At 59.9% G+C, this 20,321-nt stretch carries 11 protein-coding genes; 4 read left to right on the forward strand and 7 right to left on the reverse strand.

All coding sequences use genetic code 11. The features are described 5' to 3' along the window. Window positions 1-154 precede the first annotated feature (154 nt). Window positions 155-1,384, reverse strand: a complete 1,230-nt coding sequence (locus tag Mal15_RS03170; RefSeq protein ID WP_167546616.1) for a cyclic nucleotide-binding domain-containing protein — start codon at window positions 1,382-1,384, stop codon at window positions 155-157. Window positions 1,385-1,785: 401 nt separating this feature from the next. Further along, entirely contained in the window at window positions 1,786-5,313 is a 3,528-nt protein-coding gene (locus Mal15_RS03175) for a mechanosensitive ion channel domain-containing protein (protein ID WP_147866433.1), read from the reverse strand. 649 nt (window positions 5,314-5,962) lie between these two features. On the opposite strand from Mal15_RS03175, the gene Mal15_RS03180 reads away from it, so the two are divergent. Further along, the gene (locus Mal15_RS03180; protein ID WP_233903513.1) at window positions 5,963-9,397 is read left to right on the forward strand and encodes a mechanosensitive ion channel domain-containing protein; all 3,435 of its coding nucleotides are present in this window, start codon (window positions 5,963-5,965) and stop codon (window positions 9,395-9,397) included. A gap of 134 nt (window positions 9,398-9,531) precedes the next feature. On the opposite strand, the gene Mal15_RS03185 is transcribed toward Mal15_RS03180, so the two are convergent. From Mal15_RS03185 to Mal15_RS03200, 4 genes are all read right to left on the reverse strand, one after another. Beyond that, a complete protein-coding gene (locus tag Mal15_RS03185; protein WP_147866435.1) occupies window positions 9,532-10,746 on the reverse strand; it encodes a threonine/serine exporter family protein in 1,215 nt (404 codons plus the stop codon). A 254-nt stretch (window positions 10,747-11,000) separates the two neighbouring features. After that, window positions 11,001-12,185, reverse strand: coding sequence for a serine/threonine-protein kinase (locus tag Mal15_RS03190; RefSeq protein WP_167546618.1), 1,185 nt, complete (start codon window positions 12,183-12,185; stop codon window positions 11,001-11,003). 310 nt (window positions 12,186-12,495) lie between these two features. Continuing rightward, window positions 12,496-14,067: a N,N-dimethylformamidase beta subunit family domain-containing protein gene (locus Mal15_RS03195; protein WP_147866437.1), complete on the reverse strand. Its 1,572-nt coding sequence runs from the start codon at window positions 14,065-14,067 to the stop codon at window positions 12,496-12,498. Continuing rightward, the gene (locus Mal15_RS03200; RefSeq protein WP_233903253.1) at window positions 14,064-15,566 is read right to left on the reverse strand and encodes an arylsulfatase; all 1,503 of its coding nucleotides are present in this window, start codon (window positions 15,564-15,566) and stop codon (window positions 14,064-14,066) included. Before Mal15_RS03200 ends, Mal15_RS03195 begins: the two co-directional genes overlap by 4 nt. A gap of 542 nt (window positions 15,567-16,108) precedes the next feature. Here Mal15_RS03200 and Mal15_RS03205 point away from each other — a divergent pair. Together Mal15_RS03205 and Mal15_RS03210 are read left to right on the forward strand one after the other, a co-directional pair. Further along, complete coding sequence (locus Mal15_RS03205) at window positions 16,109-16,435, forward strand: cupin domain-containing protein (RefSeq protein WP_147866438.1); 327 nt, start codon at window positions 16,109-16,111, stop codon at window positions 16,433-16,435. After that, window positions 16,432-16,836: a globin gene (locus Mal15_RS03210; protein WP_147866439.1), complete on the forward strand. Its 405-nt coding sequence runs from the start codon at window positions 16,432-16,434 to the stop codon at window positions 16,834-16,836. Before Mal15_RS03205 ends, Mal15_RS03210 begins: the two co-directional genes overlap by 4 nt. A gap of 45 nt (window positions 16,837-16,881) precedes the next feature. On the opposite strand, the gene Mal15_RS03215 is transcribed toward Mal15_RS03210, so the two are convergent. Then, window positions 16,882-19,254 carry a prolyl oligopeptidase family serine peptidase gene (locus Mal15_RS03215; protein ID WP_147866440.1) on the reverse strand — a complete coding sequence of 791 codons (2,373 nt, stop codon included), beginning with the start codon at window positions 19,252-19,254 and terminating at the stop codon, window positions 16,882-16,884. A 135-nt stretch (window positions 19,255-19,389) separates the two neighbouring features. On the opposite strand from Mal15_RS03215, the gene Mal15_RS03220 reads away from it, so the two are divergent. Next, complete coding sequence (locus Mal15_RS03220) at window positions 19,390-20,313, forward strand: GxxExxY protein (protein ID WP_167546619.1); 924 nt, start codon at window positions 19,390-19,392, stop codon at window positions 20,311-20,313. The last annotated feature ends 8 nt before the right edge of the window (window positions 20,314-20,321 follow it).

The raw sequence follows: 20,321 nt of genomic DNA on the forward strand, positions 1-20,321 counted from the left end.
TTAATCCACCTTCTGGCGAAGGTAGCTACGTTTGAACGGACGCACTCAAGCTCAGGACTTGCGTCAGATTCCCGTCCAGCCGCACCGTGGGCGTTGCAACCAAGTCCGCTCAGTAGCAAGAGTAGAATCAACCCGATGCGTTGGAACGTCGACATCACAATGGCCCCGTGTCATCCAGGTTGATCGGACGGGTTTGCATCGCGGCGATTTGACGTGCGAGTTGTTTGGCGAGGTTTCGCAGCATCACGTTGCCCAGTCGGGGCAGTCGGCGGGTCAGCTTGCCGAAGTCCTTTCGACCGATCAGTAGTACCCGCGACGGCTCGATGGCGACGAGCGACGCGGTCGACTGCGTTTCCGTCAACAGGGATGCTTCGCCGAAGCAATCGCCGGGGGTAAGCTCGCCTTCGACGACGTCCTCGTCGATCACGCGGAAACGTCCATCGAGAACGACGTACATGCCCGTCAATTCGGACTCCATCGCGATGAGTTCTTTGCCCGCCGCACACTGGATGACATTGGTGATCGCGACCAGGTGCATCAGCCGTCGAACCGACAGCTTTTTGCACAAGAAGATGCGTTTGAGACAATCGATCTTCTTGGGGATGTCCGCGGCCGGATGGTCGTTCGCATCACCCTGGACTTCGACCACGATCGCGGTGATGTTGTCGGCCCCGCCCGATTGCTTGGCAAATTCGACCAGCGTGTCCGGTTGCGCGATGATGTCCGGTTTGGACATGAAATCGGCGACACAGGAGCTGCTGCCGAAGTAATTGCTCAGTCCGTCGGAGCAGAGGAGCAGGCGATCGCCGGGGATCAAATCGAACAGCAGCGTGTCGACATCCACGAATTCATGGGGCCCGATGCTGCGGGTCAGCACATGGCGGTACCGACTGTCGTTGGCCTCTTCCCGCGTCATGTCTCCGGACAGAAACAGCTCGTTGGCCAACGTGTGGTCGCTGGTCAGTTGGTGGACCTCGGCTTGACGCAACAGGTACAACCGCGAATCGCCGACGTGTGCCATGACGCCCTTGTTTTCGACCACAACCAACAGCGTTAACGTGGTTCCCATCCCGGCATAATCGGGAGTCGTTCGGGCGAGTTGATTGAGCCCCTGGCTGGCCTGCTGGACGGCTTCTTCGACCACCTTCAGCACTCGGAACACGCCGTCGGGCGACTCACCGGCCGACTGGATCAGGTCGCGGTTTTTGGCCAGGTGGTCGGACGCAAATTCGATCGCCCGTTCGGCCGCGACCTCACCGGCACAGTGTCCCCCCATCCCGTCGCAAACGACATACAATCCCAGGCTTTCGTCGATCAGATACTGATCTTCGTTCCCGTCGCGCTTCAATCCCTTGTCACTGATTGCGGTTGCGACGATCACCATCGGAACAGACTCGTAGCCGGAAACGGAGTGGAGGAGCCCTTCCACTATAGCGGGTCGGGAAACCCCGAGACAGCACGGGACGATGGCCCACGACGAAACAGCCATCAAGGATTCACCAATGGCAACAGTGCACCAGTCGACTACCGCGACTCATTTCACGTCGTTGACGATGCCTTCAAAATGTCGCCGTGTTCTCCGAACTCGGCGAGCACAAAATGTCGCCGTGTTCTCCGAACTCGGCGAGCACAAAATGTCGCCGTGTTCTCCGAACTCGGCGAGCACAAAATGTCGCCGTGTTCTCCGAACTCGGCGAGCGCGAATCAGCAAAGCTTTGTCCCGCGCCGACCTCGGAGAGGACGGCGACTGTCCAGCCCAACCGAAAACCAAGCTGCGGCGGAACGCTACGCCGCTTCGCTGATCGACTTGGACTGCGGACGCTCGCCATCGAGCCCCAACGCGGCCGCGGCCGGCATCGAGCGGATGTGCAGGTCGCGTTGTGGGAACGCGACTTCGATTCCCGCCCGGCGGAACGCCTGGTCGATTTCGGTGTGCAACTGGTGAATCACCTCCAACCGATTGTCCAGCGTCGGCAGATAGGTTCGCAGAGACAGATTCAGCGCGTTGTCGCCGAATCCTTCGAACGTGGCCACCGATGGCGGATCGTCCAAAATCAGCGGGTGATCGTTGGCCGCTTTCAGCAAGATCTCGCGGGCCTGTTCGGTGTCGCTGCCATAGGCCAGACCGACATTGATCACGATCCGATTGATCTTGTCCGAAAGGGTCCAGTTGAGCAATCGGCCGGTGATGAACTCCTTGTTCGGGACCACGTACTCTTTGCGGTCCCAGTTGGTGATCGACGTGGCCCGGATGCGGATTCTGGAAACCACGCCGGTCACGTCATCGACCGTCACGACATCGCCGACGCGGATCGGACGTTCGAGCAAAATGATCAGCCCCGCCACGAAGTTGGCAAACATCTCCTGCAAACCGAACGCCAAACCGAAGGTCAATGCCGTCGCCAGCCACTGGATCTGGGACCACTGCAACCCGATCGTTGAACAGGTGGCGATCGTTCCGGCCAGCACGATCGCATAACTGACCAAGGTCGTGATCGCGTAACGGACCGACGCGTCGACCGGCAACTGCTGCAGCACCGAAATCTCCAGCAACCCCGGACCGTTCTTGGCCAACACGAAAGTGACGAACGCGATCAGGATCGCCAACGCCAGATCCGAGGCGGTGACGACATCCGAACGCCCGGCCGTCGATTCGATCGACCCGGTCGATTCCGCCGCTACATCGGCACCGGGAATCATGCCGACCGCCGCCGTTGCGTCCGCCGGTGACGATGCGGCAACCGTTGGGGGCGTCGATCCGCCCCACAATTCGTACTTGTCCAACATCCCCAGCGCCGGCAACACCTGCACCCAAATGCACCACAGACCGATCACCGACCCGGCCACCAATGCGGTGGTGACCAGACGCTTGGATTGCAGGCTGTGTGCGGTGATGTCATTTTCCGGGGTCGAGGTGACGATGCCCGCAACCGATTGTCGGCCGTCGTCCTCGCTGCCCGCCGTGCCCGCGGCCGCCGCCGCGGCGCGCTGCCGCGATTGTGCGATGCTGAGTGAGCGTCGACGCAGCAACAACAATCGCAACAACATCGAACGCAGCACGAACAGGCTGGAGACGAACAGGGCGGTGGCAAAGACACGCCAGAACAGGACTTCGGCCGTGTAGTAATACCCAAACGTCGCCAGCAAGCCCAAGGTCAGCGGAACGCTGGCCGCCGCAAGGCACCAGCCGTATCGAAGTCGGCTGACCCATTCGGACTTGTGCGTCGTCAGGTAGTCGCGAAGCATTCCGGCGGGGCTGAACAATCGGTACAGGGACACCGCCAACACGATCATGCCGGCGATGTACGCCACACGCTCGACCGAATTGCGACCGTGGGACGAATCGGTCACCGATAGCATTCCCGTGATGAAGACGATCGGCAACGCGATTCCGAACAGTTGTCGCATTTCGCGCCGCACCGTCGTCGTCACGCTGCGATTCCAGCGGAAGTGGTTTTCCGCCAACCCCTGCGGCCGGCAGATCTGACGCAAACACTCCAGCGCCAACCAGATGACGGCGACGGAGGTCATGCCGCGCGAGACGCCCTTGATGAACAGGTCATCGGCGTGGGTGACGCCCAGCCGCCAGCCCAAGAACGCGAACAGCAGTGGACCGGTCGCGGAAACGATGATCGACAATGTCAGCGTCAGCACCGTGGGGACCATCGTTTGGCAGTTCGCCTTCATCGCCACCGCACCGGCTTCCTTGATCCGGTCCCGCATGCGTTTGCGCCGCAGCATCAACAGCCCGCACCCGGTGGCGGCCAGCAGGTAGACGGGAAAACGGTTTCGGGCATCCTTGATCAGGTGCGCCCCCAGTCCGACCCAGGCTTCGGCATCCAGCAGCCGTTTGTCGCTCGTTTCGATCGAAAAATCGTCGCTCAGGAAGCGTGCGCTGCGGATCCATAACACCCGCTCGTCGATGTAGTTTTCGTACTCGGCGGTCAGCTTGATGATCTGGCGGTCTTCAAAGTCCAGTTCAACGAGCGCATCGAAATACTGGTTGCTGGTGCGGATCAGCGCATCGAGATACTCCTGCTTTCGCGCCAGCAGTTCTTGTGCGGCCGACCGCAGCACCGCGGTATCGCGACCGTTGGTCGATTGCTGGATCATCTCCGCGATGCAGGATTCGGTGTCCGCGATCGCTTGCCGTTCGTCGTCGTATTCAAACAGCTCGTACTGGGCATCGTTGATCAGTGTCTGGCGATCGGCGACGTCGATTTTTCGCTGCCGCATATCGGGCAGAGTGGAACGTTGCTTTCGAAGCAGGGCGCCCACCGAACTGGTCAGCCCGACCAAGTCGACCTTCTTTTGGGTCGTCTTGAATTGCTTGGCCAGCTTCTCGTGAGCCTCGGTCGCGGCTTTGAGCTCCTGTTCGGCGGTCGCCAGTGAGTCGGCGACCCGTTTGGCACTTTCGGCCAGGGCCTGGTTCTGTTCGGCAAACGCCCGCAGTGACGGTGCCGTCTCGATCGCTTCCAGCTTTGCCTTGCGGACCGATTCGGCCGCGGCGATTTCCCGCGCCTCCTTGATCCGCAGCCCCAACGCCTCGAGACTCTTTTCGGTGAACATCACCTGCTTGGCCGCCAGGTCCGATCGCAGCTGGACAATGCCGAGTGCTTCTTCGGCGTCGTACTTGGCCAACTCCGCTTCGAGCGTCGGTCCTTCGTTTTCCAGCAGATGTTGGCTGGTCTCGGCACGCACCTGTCGGGCGGCGGTCAAGGCCGAGGTCTCGCCGGAGGTGTCGGCCACGCGATTGTGCCGGCTCTCTTCCAGCTTCTGTTGCAACGCCACCAGCTTCGATCGAATCTCCTTGCGACGCTGCGAACGCGTCTGGGATTCCGATTCGGCCGCCAAACGATTCTGTTTTTGTGTCGCCAACTGCAATTCCAGTTGGGCCAACTGTTGTTCCAGTTCGACCAGCTTCAACTGCGGGTCGATGACCGGTTGTTTGGTTTTCAGTTCCTCCAGTTTGCCGCGGATGCGTTCGACCCGGGTGCCGGCGGATTCCGCTTCTGCGACCAACTCGTCACGCTGTCGGTTCAGCTCGCCGGCGGCCTTCAGATCCGCCAGCGCTGCTCGATACAAATCCACCACGGAGGTGCGGACGTCGGCCGCCAGTGTCGCATCCTGCTCCGCCGCCTGCAGCCGTTGATTGATCTGTTCGGCCGTCAGTGAAGCGGTTTGCCGCGCCGGTTGGGCCGCCGCCTGGCCGATCATGTCGTCCTCCGTGCCGAACACACCCGGCGGTGTGGTCAGCCCCCAGGCGAGGACCAATGTGGCAACGATCCGATGATTGATCGACTGGTTGAACAAAGCAGGCCTCCTGCCTGAAACGTGACTCCGTACTCGTGCGGCGGTCGGTCAGACCCGCCAAGTCGACACTACGAGACCGAGGCAAACGGCGGCAAGCCGATTCCGACGTGAAACTTCAAAAGTCATCGGCAGGTTTTGGATCAGACAAACGCCGGCTCGAAGGGCTTCACTCTAAGCGAGGGGCAATTGGTGGTGCTGGCGTGAATCTGAGCCGCAGTAAATCCCCTCGCTCCAACGGCAACCTCTTCGGGGCTCTCAGTGGGCAGAGGTGTTTACACAATCTACCATGGCTCCCTTCTCCCCCGGCTTTGCGGGGGAGAAGGGCTGGGGATGAGGGGGCCAGCGGCCTGTCAAAAGCTACTGATCTAACGCGCCGACGGCTCAGCTAGGCGGCCACTCACCCTCAGCCCCTCTCCCCAAAACAGATCGCGGCATCTGACACGCCGCGATCAAGGTTTTTCGCGCGATCTGCTTTAGGGAGAGAGGAGCCATGTCGTGGTTTAGGATACGACGTGTATCGACACCAAAGCCTGGCAGGTGGGTTTGCCACATCGAAGCGAAACACATAGAAAACCTCCAAGCCGGCAGATGATCAGATCCTGTGTGGCGTCTGAGCCGATCTCCCACGCAACAAAAACCGTTGACCGATATGCCATTTTCGCTGTCCGCCGTTCGCTCGCTTTGCTTGCAATGCTTTGTCGTCCTCGCGGTGCCGCTGGCCTGCCTGACCTGTCACGGCCAGGAAACGCCGCCTGACGCCCCGCCAGCCACTCTGCCGGCCACTCCGATCGTTGCCTCCAACGGCCCCACGACTGATTCGATCGATGCGGAACTGGCGGCGCTGGAACTGAAATCGGAGCTGGATGCGGCAACCAAGACGCGGCTGGTGTCGATGCTGCAGCAAGCCAAAAAGACGCTGCAGCAGGGGCAGACGTACGAGGAATTGGCGAATCAATACTCCCAGATGATCGGCAGCGTGGCGGCCCGCCAAGCGGAGCTCCAAGCCAAACTGGACGCCTTGTCGGGTGCGGAACCCACCCTCGCCGAGGGGCTGACGCTGGCCGACGCGACCCAGAGTTTGGCCACGTTGAAAGCCGAATTGGCGACCGCTTCCAAACAGGTAACCGATCTGACGGCCGAGTCGACGCGGCGGCGGACCCGACTGGGCGAAATCCCGGGACTGCTGTCCGATGCGGAGAAAGAACGTGCCGACGTTGCCGGGCAACAGGCTCAGCCGGCACCGGTCAACGAATCGGCGATCGAGTCCCAGACGCGCAAAACCTTGCTGGCGGCACGCGGCGAAGAATTGGCCGCTCGGATCGAGGCGCTCGAGAACGAGCAAGCGGCCTACACCGCGACCGTGGATTTGTTGCCGTTGGAACGGAAGCTGGCCGAAGCGAACGTGACACAACTGCGTCGCCAAACCGAGTTGCTGCAGGAAGCGATTTTGGAGATGCAGAAGGACCAGGTCAATGCGACCACGGCGGATCTGAAACAAACCGTCGCCTCGGTTCCCAAGAGTCTGCGAACGCTGGCCGAAAGCAACGTCGAACTTGCCGAGTTGCAGCGGCAACTGATCGAGCAGACTGCCACGACCCAACAGAACTTGTCGGGCGTCCAATCCGCGATGGATGATGTCAAAGCGGATGCAAAATCCTCCAAGGAGCGAATCGATGCGATCGGGTTGACCGACGCCTTGGGCGTGATCCTTCGCCAACAGAGGGAAGAAGCGAAAGCACTGCGAAACAAATTCCGTCCCCGTGACGATCTGACCAAGAAGGTCGAAGAGTACCAGCTCAGCACCTTCAAGATGGAAGACGAGCTGGCCGACATCAACCAGTGGCTCGATCAGCGTGAAGCGGTGCAAGTGGACTGGGACAGCACGGAGATCGCATGGGGCGACTTGGGGCTTGACGAGGCCGAGTGGGTGCTCAAACGCAAACGCCGCAAACTGCTCGAAGACACGCTTCATTCACAGAACTCCGTCTTGCAGTCCATGCTGACCAGCGACACGCAACGTCGCGAATTGATTTTGTTGATCGACGAATTCACCGCGGCCATCGATGCGAATCTGTTTTGGACCAAAGACGCCCCGACCATCTCGATCGGCGAGTTGGCTGTTGCTCCGGAACTGATTCAATGGGTCAGTGCGCCGGCGTCTTGGGTAGGCGTGGTGCATCAGATGGTCTTGACGGTGACCTTGGAACCGCTGGCGTCGCTGGGATTGATCCTGCTGACCTTTGCCGTCTTGTTCGGGCGGGGGCGGGCGCGGGCCGCGATCAAGCACGAAGGCGAGGAGGCGACCAAGGTCAACGTCGGGTTTATGTCGACGGTCCGTGCCATGGTGGCCACCTTCGTCACCGCCATGGTTTGGCCGGCGTGTTTGGGAACCTTCGCGTTTCTGTTGGTCAAAACCTCGCCGGCCGATCCGTTCGTCCGCGGGCTGGGAAACGCGTTGGCCATGGTCGCGCTGTACGTGTCGTCGCGTGAACTGCTTTCGAAAGTCTGTCGCGACAAGGGGGTCGCCGAGTGCCATTTCGGATGGTCGGAAAAGCTGCGACGACATCTTCGTCGGCATCTGCGTTGGTACACCTGGGTGGGCGGGGGCATCGTCCTGACCATGGGCGTCTTCTATGAGCATCCGGATGCCGAAGTTCGGATCTTCGCGATCCGGATCATGTCGACGGCACTGTTTCTGGTGACGGCCGCCTTTCATCATCTGATGCTACGTCAGAAGAGCCCGCTGCATGTCGAATTCGTTCTTTACAATCCGAGTTCGTTGTTCTACCGCATGCGAAAACTGATCTGGGCGATCGCCGTGCTGGCGCCCATCGTGTTCGCCTTCATGGCGTTGGCCGGGTACCTGGAAACCACCTTCCGATTGGGGCATTCGTTGCAGTCGACGTTCCTGCTGTTGGTGGTGATCGTCCTCGGCCACGGATTGCTTTCTCGCTGGCTGATGCTGCGGCGACGCGATCTGGCACGCCGCCGAGCGATGGAGCAACGCGATCGAAAGCTGAAGGAATTGCAAGGCAGCGAAGACAAGGCGATCGCCGATCAGGTCGGCATCGTGCTCGAAGAAGAAAGCGCGGGCGATCTCGAAAAACTGGACGAACAGGGTCGGCAGACCGCGGTGGTGTTCGCTTCGACGCTGGGGCTGATCGGGTTCGGGCTGATCTGGCACGACCTCGTTCCCGCACTGGCGTTTTTCGACGACTTCTCGCTGGGGACCGTTGGGACGGGAGAGAATATCGAGTCGGTCAGCCTGTTGGATGTGATTTACAGTCTGCTGTGCATCGCGCTGATGGTCTACGCGACCGGTGTGGTCCCGCGTGTCTTTGAATTGCTGGTCCGCGGCAGGACGGAGCTCGATCCCGGGGCACGCTACGCGATCTCGACACTGTTGCGATACGTGATCATCATCGCCGGCAGTTTTATCGTCATGAACTTGCTGAGCGTCCCCTACAACCAACTCGGTTGGCTGCTGGCCGCCGCCTCGGTCGGTCTGGGATTCGGATTGCAAGAAATCGTCGCCAACTTCGTCTCGGGGATCATCCTGTTGCTGGAACGCCCGGTCCGCGTCGGCGATGTCGTCACCATCGGCGACACCACCGGAATCGTCTCGCGGATTCAGATGCGCGCCACCACCGTGACCAACTGGGATCGCAAAGAGTTGGTGATTCCCAACAAAGACCTGATCACCGAAAAACTGCTCAACTGGTCGCTCACCAACGTGATCAACCGACTGACCATCAACATCGGTGTGGCCTATGGCAGTGACCCCGATCAGGTCCGCGAGCTACTTTATCAAGTCGTAAAAAACCATCCGCAAGTGCTGACCGATCCCGCGCCGTTGATCAATTTCGACACCTTCGGCGACAGTTCGCTGAATTTCGTCGTCCGCTTTTTCCTCGAAAAATTGGACAACCGAATCGAGGTCACGCATCAGATCAATCGTGAGATCGCCGAGGCGCTGGCCAAGGCCGGGATCACGATTCCGTTCCCCCAGCGCGACGTGCACCTGGACATCAACGGCGACGACGCCGCGCTGCCGCTGTCCCTGCGACGCGGCCGCGATCATTAGCCAAGACGCAACGACGTTGACATCGCGACGCTTGATGCGAGCGTGAAAAGCCCCGGAGATCCACCTTCTGGCGAAGGTAGCTACGTTTGACCGGTGATTCACGATGTCATTCGTCCCTGACCGCTTGTCGCGAATCACAAAATCCGCTTGGGCGAAATGATCACGTTGGACACGATCAGCCCGCCGACCAGGCTGGAGGCGATCACGATCATTTCAAAGCCGTACTGGACCGCTTCGACGGTTTGCTGCTGTGAGAGTGCCGACAGCGATCGATAGCCCAGCGAACCGGGGACCAGGATCAACATCCCGGGGGTCAACGCGACCAGCGCGGGAATGTCTCGAATCCGCGCGTACAGATTGCTGCCACACCCGACCGAAAGTGCGCCTAGAAACGAGGCGACTTCGATACCGTACCGTGGGCCGGTTGCCCAACTGACGACGACGCCCAGGACCGAGACCAAACCGATGATTGGCCATTGCCGCCAACCGGCGCGAAACACGATGGCAAACGCGATCGGCGCAACCGCCAACGCGACCCATTGCCAATCCGATGCCACCGGTAACCGTGGACCCAATTGCGGCTGAAAACGGTCCAACAATCGCCACACCAAGATCGCACCGACGAACAACGTCGCCAGCGAAACCAGGGCGCCGGACAATCGGGCCACGCCCGCCGACAAGTGTCCGACGGCCAATTCGGTCAACGCGACCGTAAGACGCAAACCCGGGATCAAGATGATCAGACCCGCCAACGTGACCAGGCGGTGATCGATCGGAACGACATAACAGGCCACCAGCAGCGAACTGGTGGCCGCCACGACTCCGGCCAACAGTTCCAACAGCCCTAATTCCAGGCCCCAATGCTCATACAGCAACTCGATTCCCGCGACGAGTGCACCGACCAATCCGGCCAGCGCGATTTCCCAAGGCGTCCCGGAAAAGAACACCGCAACGGCGGCACAGGCCACCGCGCAGGCCACGATGTAGACCGGCGGGCCGTACAACGCCTTGGCCTGTTCGATCTGTTTCATTTCCTCCATCGCGGCATCGACCGAGGTCTCCCGACGCTCGACGCGACTGAGCAATTCGTCGAATCGAATCAGCTTGTCGACGTTGACCGGCCCGCTGTCGACACGCCGGATGACGGTCATTTCCTCGCCCGATGAATCGCGGAGCGAAATCACCAGCGCCGTCGGCGTGTACAAGAATTCGCCGTGAATGCCCAGCGCAACGGCGACTTTCCCCATCACACGTTCCAGTCGGTGTGACGGCGTGCCGAAACGATGCAGCATCATCGCGGCGTCGATCAAAAAAGTCTGCGAAGGAGCTGATTTCAGTGAGTTTCCCATCCGCGGCGTTGTAGCCCGCCGCACCCGTTGGTGTCTAGCCTTGGGGCGAACGCCTAGCTTCGACGGTCGCTCTGCCACGGACGACAGCCCTTCCGGGCCGTCGTCCGTGGGACTCGGTCTTCGATGTACGATGGCCCTTCCGGGCCGTCGTCTGTGGGACTCAGCAAGACGACCTAGAAACGACGTCGTGCACCCCTTCCGCCGACCGCCTCTCAACCAATCGGCCAGTTCATCGGGATTTGTCCTTTCCGGCCCTAAAACAGAAACGCAACGAGCAACAGTCCGATCAACACGATCCCCAGGCCGAGCAGGACGAGGGACAGCGGAGACGGTCGCCCCACCCCAGTCGGAATCGCTGACGTGGGAACAGGACTTGGATCCGGCGACGCCAGATCCGCGGTTTCGGTCAGACTTTGTCGCCGCGCGTTCGCTTCATGCTCGGCTTCGAGTTGTTTTTCGATTTCAGCCAGATTCAGCGCCACTTCGCGGGCCGACTGTGGGCGTTTGTCCGGGTGCTTGGCCAGCAGCGCGTTGACCAAGCGGGCAAGCTTCGGATTCAGGTTCGGACAGACCTTCTGGATCGGTGCAAAGTCGGCCTGGGTGACCTTGATCAGCGTGGCCGCCGAATCGCTGCCCCCGAACGGTTCGGTGCCGCTAAGCAGGTGGTACAGCACGCTGCCCAGGCTGAACAGGTCGCTGCGGTGATCGACCGTTTTTGCAGTCGCTTGTTCGGGCGACATGTACTTGGGCGTCCCCAGAACAACGCCCGACTTCGTCAGTCGCATGTCGGTTTCCTGCGACCGGGCGAGTCCGAAATCAAGAATCTTGACACGACCGGTTTCCGCTTCCAGCCAAAGGTTGTCCGGTTTGATGTCGCGGTGGATCAGACCGATGCCGTGGGCCGCGGCGAGTCCCGTGGCGACCTGACGGCCGATGTTGGCAACGAGCCGGGGCTCAATTCGGCCTTCGCGTTTCAATCGTTCTCGCAGCGATTCTCCGCTCAGATAACGCATCGCGATGTACGGCACACCTTGGTGCCGGCCGACCTTGTGCTGGCCGACCTTGTGCTGGCCGACTTGATAGATCGTCACGATGTTTTCGTGATCGATGCGTGCGGCCGATTCGGCTTCGCGCAGAAAACGTTTCCGGAACGTCTCATTGGACGCGACTTCGGGTTTCATCACCTTTAACGCGACCGTCCGTTTCAGCATCACGTCTTCGGCTCGATAGACGATGCCCATTCCACCGACCCCGATGACGTCGACGATGCGATAGTCACCGACCCGATCCGCTTCCAACACCCGTTGTGGGTCGACCGATGGTCCGGCGTGTTCACCGGTCTTGTGGGTCGAATCGTCGCCATCGAACGGTTCCGAGACGATGGTTTCGTCATCGTCCGGAGACCGCCCATCGCTTTGATTAGGGCCTTGTTGTGTCATTCGGTCGTCATCCCCCCAGCATTTTAAAAGCATAATGCTTGGTGGGGCTGGCGTTCCCCATGAAATCCGCTGACTCGGCAGATTAGTTTGATTACATGATGCCGGTCGGAATCACTCGGCCAACGAATCTGCGTTCATTTTAGGCGGCGATCAGTTTTCGGGAGCAATCGACCGGCATGCGGTCGGGGACGCTGGTTTGGGACGGGGAGCGTCTTGGGGTGGCGAAGCTCATTCCGACGATGTGAGTGCCCCTCGCGGACGCGGCGGGATGGAATCCCACGGCAAGACCGGAGTACGCTTGGTTGCCGGGTCAGCCGCCCTTCCCGATCGCCCGTCGCAGCAGGTTGTGGGTGATCTGCTGCACACGATCGTCGGGACCATGAGGGCGGCTCCAATGCGACCAGGGGAGCCAGTGTCCCGGCGGGCTGGCTAAGCCTTGGCACCACCAGATCGTCGACGCGTTGAAGACGAAGTTGCCGTGTGGGCCGGGATAGATCGTCGACGTCCATGTTTGCGGATTGACGCCGCCTTGCAGCGCCGTGCCTGTGCCGACGATCTCCAACCCGGCAATGTCGCTGGGCGGATCGCCGTGATACTCCCAGCCGATCAGCCCCGGAATCGCCTCGTCTTGCTTCATTCCCGTGCCTTCGAAGATCCAGTGATCCGGTGACGCGCAGACCCAATCGCCGCCTCCATTGACCGGTTCGACGTTTCGAGATCCCATCAAGTAGCCTTCGTCGGGACCGCGATGCGGGAACGGTCCGTGCTGTTGCTCACGAAGTTCGGCCCACTTGTGGTCACCGCCATACGGCCCGCCGCGAAACAGGATTCGGTTGTCGCGGCCGTGGGCGCTGGCGCGAAATGGGCTGACCCAGCACACCGAGTTGCCCGATAGAAACATCAAACTGACGCCTGCATCACGCAGCTGAACGACGCTGTGGTATTGCCGGATGTCCCAGTATTCGTCGTGCCCGTTGCTGATGAACGTCTTGCACTTCAGTCCCCGGTCGGGTGTCAACATGTCGCTGTTGGAACAATACGTCACGTCATAGCCGTGTTTTTCCAACCAGTACGCCAACGGGAACTCAAAGCACAGCCACTCGCCCGAGCCGATCGTTTGCGGATTTTCAAAGATCTGAGGATACATGCCGTAGGGGCGATCAAAGCTGACGTCGGCCCAAGGCCCCTGGTTGCCTTGGGGGTGCGTGTAGACCGAATCGTTGTCGGGCCACTGATTGTACGCCTGCCAGGTGTTGTCGCTGCACTGCAGCAGAATGTCAGCGGGGCGGTCGTCACGGACAATGAAGACGACATAGTTTTGCCAGTAACCGAATCCGGTCGAATCGGTGGTCGTTGTCAGCCGTCCCAAGTACACACCGCTGGGCCAGTCGTCGGGGATCGTCAGTGTCACCGCGGGCGCCCAGGTGCACTCGCGAAGTCGCTTTTCGCCGCGCCGGGGTGTCGGTTGCACGATGCCGTCAAACGGTCCAAGCTTAGTCATCAACCGCGCCCCGCGACCGCCGTAGTATCCGGTGCGAAAGATTTCGATCACATACTCCTGGGCCGGGTCGGTGGAGACCATGATGTCGATCGATTCACCCGCCGCCACGCTCTGTCGCGAGCAATAGCCTTCGATCTTCGCTGCGCGGACTGAGTCGCGTGAATCCAAACGCACGCGCGTCAGTTGCCAATCACGCGAACCCGGCTTGGCGTTCTCCTCGCGAATCAACGACGGGGCAGATTGTCCGGCGGCCTCGCCAGCGGCCGCAGCGTCTCTGTCATCGGCCATGACGCTTGATGACAACGCGCCCATGGCGGAGATCGCCGAGACGCTCTTGATCACTTCACGCCGGTTGGGGGTGGATCGGTTCGGTGTGGTCATGGTGTCCAGTTCGGATGCGGGGTGTGGGCGTCGGCCATCATCGCCTCCAGACGCTCGACGACCCCGGGATTCTGGTTCGCCAGATCGTTGGTCTCGCCGATGTCGTTGCTGAGATCATACAGCTGTGTCTTTCCGTTGCCCCAAGGCATGCGGATCGCTTTCCAGCTGCCGGCGCGAACGGCTTGCTTTCCACCGCGTTCGTAAAACTCCCAGTACAAGTAATCATGCTTGGCCTGATTTGCGGCGTTGCCGGTGATCGTCGGGACAAAGCTGACCGAGTCGGTGTTGTCGGGGCAGTCGACGCCGGCCAGTTCGGCGGCGCTGGCCATCAGGTCGCCGAAATAGCCGATGTGATCGGACGTGGTACCGGCCGGTGTGGTACCGGGCCAACGGACGATAAACGGCACGCGGATGCCGCCTTCATACAAGTCGCGTTTCATCCCACGTAGCGGTCCGGCCGGATCAAACCGCTCGGTATCGTGCCCGCCCTCGTCGTGCGGGCCGTTGTCGCTGGAAAACATCACCACGGTGTCTTCGGAGATCTGCAATTCATCCAGCAGGTCCAGCAGTCGACCGACGTCACCGTCCATTCGCGTGATCATCGCCGCCTGGCCCTTGTCGTTGTCGCTCCAGTCCTTTTCCGCATAAGGCCCGTAGTCCGGGACTTCCTGACCGTTTCCGGTGCCTCGCGTGCCTTCGTTGTTGGCATGCGGAATCGTCAGCGACAGGTAGAGAAAGAACGGCGTGTCCTTCTTTGCGGCACTCTGCCTGATAAAGCCCAACGCCTCTTCGGCGATCAAATCATGGCTGTAATCAACCCGCTCGGTCGCCCAACCGCCGGTGAATCCGCCGTAGCTGCGATCGTTCGGCTGGACCACGTTCCGCAGTAGCGATTTGGTTTCATTGCGCCACAAGAATTCGGGATAGTAGTTGTGGGCGTGGACTTGATTCAGATAACCGTAGAAGAAATCGAATCCTTGTCGCCGCGGCAATCCTTCGCGTCCGCCGAGCGCGTCATCGCCCAGGCCCCACTTGCCGCACAGTGCCGTTTGATAGCCCGCGTGTTTCAAAACTTCCGCCACCGTGACGTCTTCGCTGCGCAAGGATTGTTTCGACATGTCCGGCCCACCCGCGTTCCCGCGGACGTGTGTGTGCCCCATGTGTTGCCCGGTCATCAAGACGCTGCGCGAGGGCGCACAAACTGTGTTGCCGGCATAAAAGTCTGTAAACCGCATTCCCTCGGCGGCCATCTGGTCCAAACGCGGTGTCTGGATCAGCTTCTGGCCATAGCAACCCAGATCTCCGTATCCCAAGTCGTCGACCAGAATGAACACGATGTTGGGGCGATCGGAGGACGCCGCCTGCAGACTCGAGGCCGCGACGGCGTGCGCCACAAGCATCGTTATGACGGCAATGGAGAGAGTCGCGATGCTGCGAATCGATTTTCGTAAACGCGAGCGGCGGCAATTGCCACGCGTCGAGACAATTGACTGAGTCATGTTGAATCCACTGGATGAACAGAATGAAACCGAATCTCCTTCCGGCGAATAGTCTCTTCGGTACGACTTCGCAAGTCAAATTGTGGCGGCTTCGGCAGGTGACGATCGCCTTCGGGCCGGAACAACAGAGGCCGGGGCCGTGATCAATAGGACCAATAGGGCAGAGGGGACCCATAAGTCCTATGCGTCCGATTGGTCCCATTGCATGATCGTTGCTTCATTCTCGAAGGAACGGCAAAACAATGGGGGCAAAACAATTTCAGGCTGTAATCGTTTTGCCCCATCGTTTTGCCCACTGTTCAGTGCCCAATCATGCAATCCACACCGAAGACCGACGACACGTGAAATGCATCGACCGCTGCGCCGAAAAAAAGCGATCGGCTATTCGGCGGCCGTCGCTGTTGGCATTCAATGGGAGTGCCAAACGCTCTTCACAAGCGACCTTGGATCCCTCTTGACGTGTCAGCTTAAAGCTATACCTTGGGGTGCATAAAAAGGGCCGCAGCCTTGGTGCGGTTCGTCTTCCACACGAGTCGATCCTGATGAATATCGCCAATTTGTGCACCGAAATCGAAATCCAAGACGGGAGCACCGTCAGCAAAACGTTGCACCAAGACGGCTCGCTGAAAGTCGTGCTGTTCGGATTCGACGCCGGTCAGGAATTGTCCGAGCACACCGCAGCGGTTCCGGCGATCATGCACTTCATCGATGGCGAAGCGGACGTGACCGTTGGCGACGATGCATCCAAAGCCGGGCCGAATAGTTTTTACCAGATGGACGCAAACGTGCCCCACAGCATCACCGCCATCAAACCGACCAAAATGCTGCTTCTGCTGCTCAAAGGGGCCAACCGTGAAAAGTCGCCATGAATTCAGACACCCCCAGCGCGATCGTCGCCAGTTACCGACGCTGCATGCGCGGCGACGGGTTCATTGACACCTTCTATCGACTGTTTCTGGCCAGTTCGGACGAGGTGAGAATCAAATTCCAATTCACCGACATGGTGCATCAGAAACTGGTGCTCCGGGAATCGTTGCTGATGTTGATCCTGTACAGTGAGAATCAAGATCGCAGCCAAGCCGAATTGATCAAACTTGCCGAGCGTCACGATCGCAACCACGCTGATATCGCACCGCATCTGTACGAGCTTTGGCTCGACACGCTCTGCATCGCCGTCGCGCAACACGACCCGGAGTTTACGCCGCAAGTCGAACAGCTATGGAGAGACGCGATGCAACCGGGGATCGACCTGATGATTTCAAGGTACTGAATTACACGTGGCTATTCTCTTTCAGCGCGATCGATTCCATCGCGACTACTTGAGCCAGTGTTCAAAGAACGCGTAGATCATCTCGTTGGAATCGGCGTTGGGGGAATGATCGGGGCGGTTGGTCATCATCACACGATCGTCGTGACCGAGGATCCGGTTGACGGCAACGGCATGATTCAGGGCTTGCCAGCGGCGGACGGGGTCTTCCGATCCGCCCGAGACCAGAAACGGCCGAGGCGCCATCAGGGCGTGCAGTTCGTGCAGGTCATGACCGTCGGCGACCAGTCGCGGGTAAAGCCCGCGGGCCGGATTCTGGTCTGTGATCACGCCCCGTTTTCGCCACGGTTTGGGATGGTAGCCCAGGTACCAAGGTTCCCAGTAATTCACGCTCGGCCGCGACTGGTCAAACACGATTCCGGGATCGGACCATGCAGCACAGGCGAACTTGTCGAACAGACACGACGCGAACATCGCCCATTTGCCGCCGAACGAATGACCGACGATGCCGATCCGTTCCGAATCGACTTCCGGCCGATCGGCCAGCAACTGCCAGGCGTTGGCCGCCGCGTAGGCGAGCATCGACAACGGTTGCACCGCCGCGTCGTCGATCGACGGGTGATAGAGCGCGTACGTCTTTGCTTCACTCGCTTCGGTCGTTCCGATCGATAGCGTGACAAAGCCGCGACGGGCAAGTTGCAGTGCAAAGTCGCGATGCGGGTTGCCGTCACCGATCGCCGTTTCCGGTTCGTAGTAAACCGTCACGACCGCCGGGAACGGTCCGGCGCCGTCAGGTCGCAGCAGATATCCGGTCGTCGTCTCAGTCGGCGTCCAGCGGAAACGGATTTTCTGTTGAGTGAATCCATCGCGTTGCCGGGAGTCAAGGATTTCGACGTCGGGGTCACTGATCAGCGGCGGCCACTCGCCGAGCAGACTCTGCCAGGTCGACAAGATCTCGGCTCTTCGACGTCCCCAATCTTCAGGGGTCTCGACGCGTGATCCGTCGGCAAAGATCAACGGTGATTTGTAGTTGCCGAAGTCGTTGGCGTACGCTTTCGGCGGCCGTGCGTAGGACAGTAACTCGTTCTCCGCCGATGCCTCTGGAACGCCCGCGCCGGCGACATCGACGTCACGATTGGGGCGGTTCCATTTCAGTTTGGCGACGAAGATGCTGTTGTCGCTGCCGTGCTTTTCGACGCCCTGCGGTTGCATCCACTCGGTCACCGTCACCCAGGTTTCATCAGGTGAAACATCCACGACGCCGAAGTTGCCCAGCCGCGCGCCACGCTCGGGAACCAACACCTGTTCGCTGTCGCGGATCACGTGCAGCGATTCGGGGTCGACACGGGCGATGAACAACGGCGCGCGATGACGAAAGACGTGGTCGTTGTCGGCACCGCGTCGGGTGTAGACCAGGAACAGCCCCTCGCTGTGGGTGACCCAGTGCTGTTGCGTGTTGTAGCTGCCCAGGTCGCTGCCGTCGTCGAACGTCCAGGCCCGCTGGGGTTCGAACGTCAACCCGTCGTCGCTGACACTGACGTAGCCGCGTTCGTCGTTCCGCATGGTCAGATAAAATCGGCCGCCCAGTCGCGTCAGCGAGGGCTCGTACAGCCCCCGTTTGATCGGAACGGTCAATGCGTTGCCGACTTCGATGAAGTGCAGCGTATCGCCATCGAAGCGACAGCGGCAGACCGCCGTGGAATACTGTTTCGTGTTCGGCTGTTTGAAGTAAAACGGAATCAGGACGTCGCCGCCAGGCAGATCGACGCGCTGGACGCTGCCCGACCCGGCGTCTTGAAAACGCGGTTGGTCGGGCAGGTCGACGGTCTTCCATTTAGACCAGCGCTCGGCCGGTGCATCGTAGGCGGCGTAGGCGATGCCTCGCGGGCGAACATGCATCACTCGGTTGTTGCGGTACCAAACCGATTGGCCGATGCCCAGCAAGCGTTGGCTGGCCGCATGCCACTTGGGCTGGAAATCACAGACCGTGGTTTCGTCGCCCGGCTGCAGCAGATGTGGCGCGATCGACGCGCCGGTGGGAAGGGCGTCGGAATCGCCGCCGACCGTCTGGCGGGCAAACGAGTCGATCGGTGTCAGGTCGGTCCAACTGGTTGCCAGGTCGTCGGACGTCGAGGAGTGTAGTCGGTAAAAGACATCCGAACCGGTTAGTAGCAGCTTTTGTGTCGTCATCACGACCAGCGGTTGGCCCGCATCGTTTTCCGTGGCGCCGGCCGGAATCGCGCCGGCGCGGGCATGGACCCAACACGTCTGGCCGTCAAAACCGCTGTGGGCCACCGTCCGCTCGATGCTGAACGAAAGGTCGTCGCCGCGAGCGGGGATGGCGAATAGGACAAGACACAGCGTGAAAATGAAGGTGGCTTGAAGGCGGAATCGGGATGGCGGGGGAGCGGGGGTGGGCATGGTGTGATGGACGCGGGTGATGAGATGGGAGGGATGAGTGGGCAGAATGATGGAAGGGCAGAATGATGGGGGCAAGACGATGGGGGCAAGACGATGGGGGCAAGACGATGGGGGCAAGACGATGGGGGCAAGACGATGGGGGCAAGACGATGGGGGCAAGACGATGGTTCGGGGGGTGTTCGGCTACTCGGTGCTTGGTTATTGTTTTGCCCCCATCGTTTTGCCACCTTTTCACTCACAACGAGAGGTATCGTCGTGCCTATCGAAGTTGATTCCGACATTCAGGTGCTTGGCCGCGATGAGTTCCAGGCATTCGCATACCAAGTCATGGGGATCATCTTCTCCGCTCACAATGACTTCAGTCGACTGATCGACGAGACACCGTTCAAGAATATCATTCGTCGACGCTGTGAATTGGCAGGTGTTTTGCCCGCCCGACGCGAAGTCGAAATCAGGCTGTCGCACAAACACTTTCGCAAGTCGTATTTCATGGATTTGCTTCTCGGGCATGCGTTGATGGTGGAAGCCAAAACCGTTGATTGCCTGACTCCCGCTCATGAAGCTCAAGCCATCAATTATTTACTGCTGACGGGAATGAGACATGGGCTATTGGTGAATCTGCGAACACCGCGTGTCCAAAAACGTTTCATTTCAACGAATCTCGATTCAGCCGCACGTCACCGATTTGCTGTCGATGCGAAAAGGTGGCGGGCCGTCAATGACGCGAGCGTGCGTTCGCGAGAGGTTGTCGAGGACCTGCTTGATGATTGGGGCGTCTTCTTAAACGCATCCCTTTATCGCGAAGCCGCCATGTATTTGCTCAAAGGGACCCAGTGTGGATCAGTTCGCGTTCCAATCTTTGACGGCGACCTTCAGGCGGGAATGCACGATGTGTTACTCATCGACAGAGAAACAGCAATGTTTATCTCAACTTTGACCGACGGAATCACTGAAATGGAGGAACAACTCAAACGACTGCTGTGCCACACCAGCCTTCGCTGCATCCAATGGACGAATCTAAATCACCACGATGTCCAAATGGCAACACTTGAGTATTAACCACATCT

Origin of the sequence: Stieleria maiorica (assembly GCF_008035925.1) — a bacterium.
In the GTDB taxonomy this organism is placed as follows: Bacteria; Planctomycetota; Planctomycetia; order Pirellulales; family Pirellulaceae; genus Stieleria; species Stieleria maiorica.

What these genes read in the sequence shown, in the direction of transcription:
- Mal15_RS03205 (WP_147866438.1), top strand. Translation starts at nt 16,109, where the DNA reads ATGAATATCGCCAATTTGTGCACCGAAATCGAAATCCAAGACGGGAGC.
- Mal15_RS03210 (WP_147866439.1), top strand. Translation starts at nt 16,432, where the DNA reads ATGAATTCAGACACCCCCAGCGCGATCGTCGCCAGTTACCGACGCTGC.
- Mal15_RS03195 (WP_147866437.1), bottom strand. Translation starts at nt 14,067, where the DNA reads ATGACCACACCGAACCGATCCACCCCCAACCGGCGTGAAGTGATCAAG.
- Mal15_RS03200 (WP_233903253.1), bottom strand. Translation starts at nt 15,566, where the DNA reads ATGACTCAGTCAATTGTCTCGACGCGTGGCAATTGCCGCCGCTCGCGT.
- Mal15_RS03170 (WP_167546616.1), bottom strand. Translation starts at nt 1,384, where the DNA reads ATGGTGATCGTCGCAACCGCAATCAGTGACAAGGGATTGAAGCGCGAC.
- Mal15_RS03185 (WP_147866435.1), bottom strand. Translation starts at nt 10,746, where the DNA reads ATGGGAAACTCACTGAAATCAGCTCCTTCGCAGACTTTTTTGATCGAC.
- Mal15_RS03215 (WP_147866440.1), bottom strand. Translation starts at nt 19,254, where the DNA reads ATGCCCACCCCCGCTCCCCCGCCATCCCGATTCCGCCTTCAAGCCACC.
- Mal15_RS03180 (WP_233903513.1), top strand. Translation starts at nt 5,963, where the DNA reads ATGCCATTTTCGCTGTCCGCCGTTCGCTCGCTTTGCTTGCAATGCTTT.
- Mal15_RS03190 (WP_167546618.1), bottom strand. Translation starts at nt 12,185, where the DNA reads ATGACACAACAAGGCCCTAATCAAAGCGATGGGCGGTCTCCGGACGAT.
- Mal15_RS03220 (WP_167546619.1), top strand. Translation starts at nt 19,390, where the DNA reads ATGGGGGCAAGACGATGGGGGCAAGACGATGGTTCGGGGGGTGTTCGG.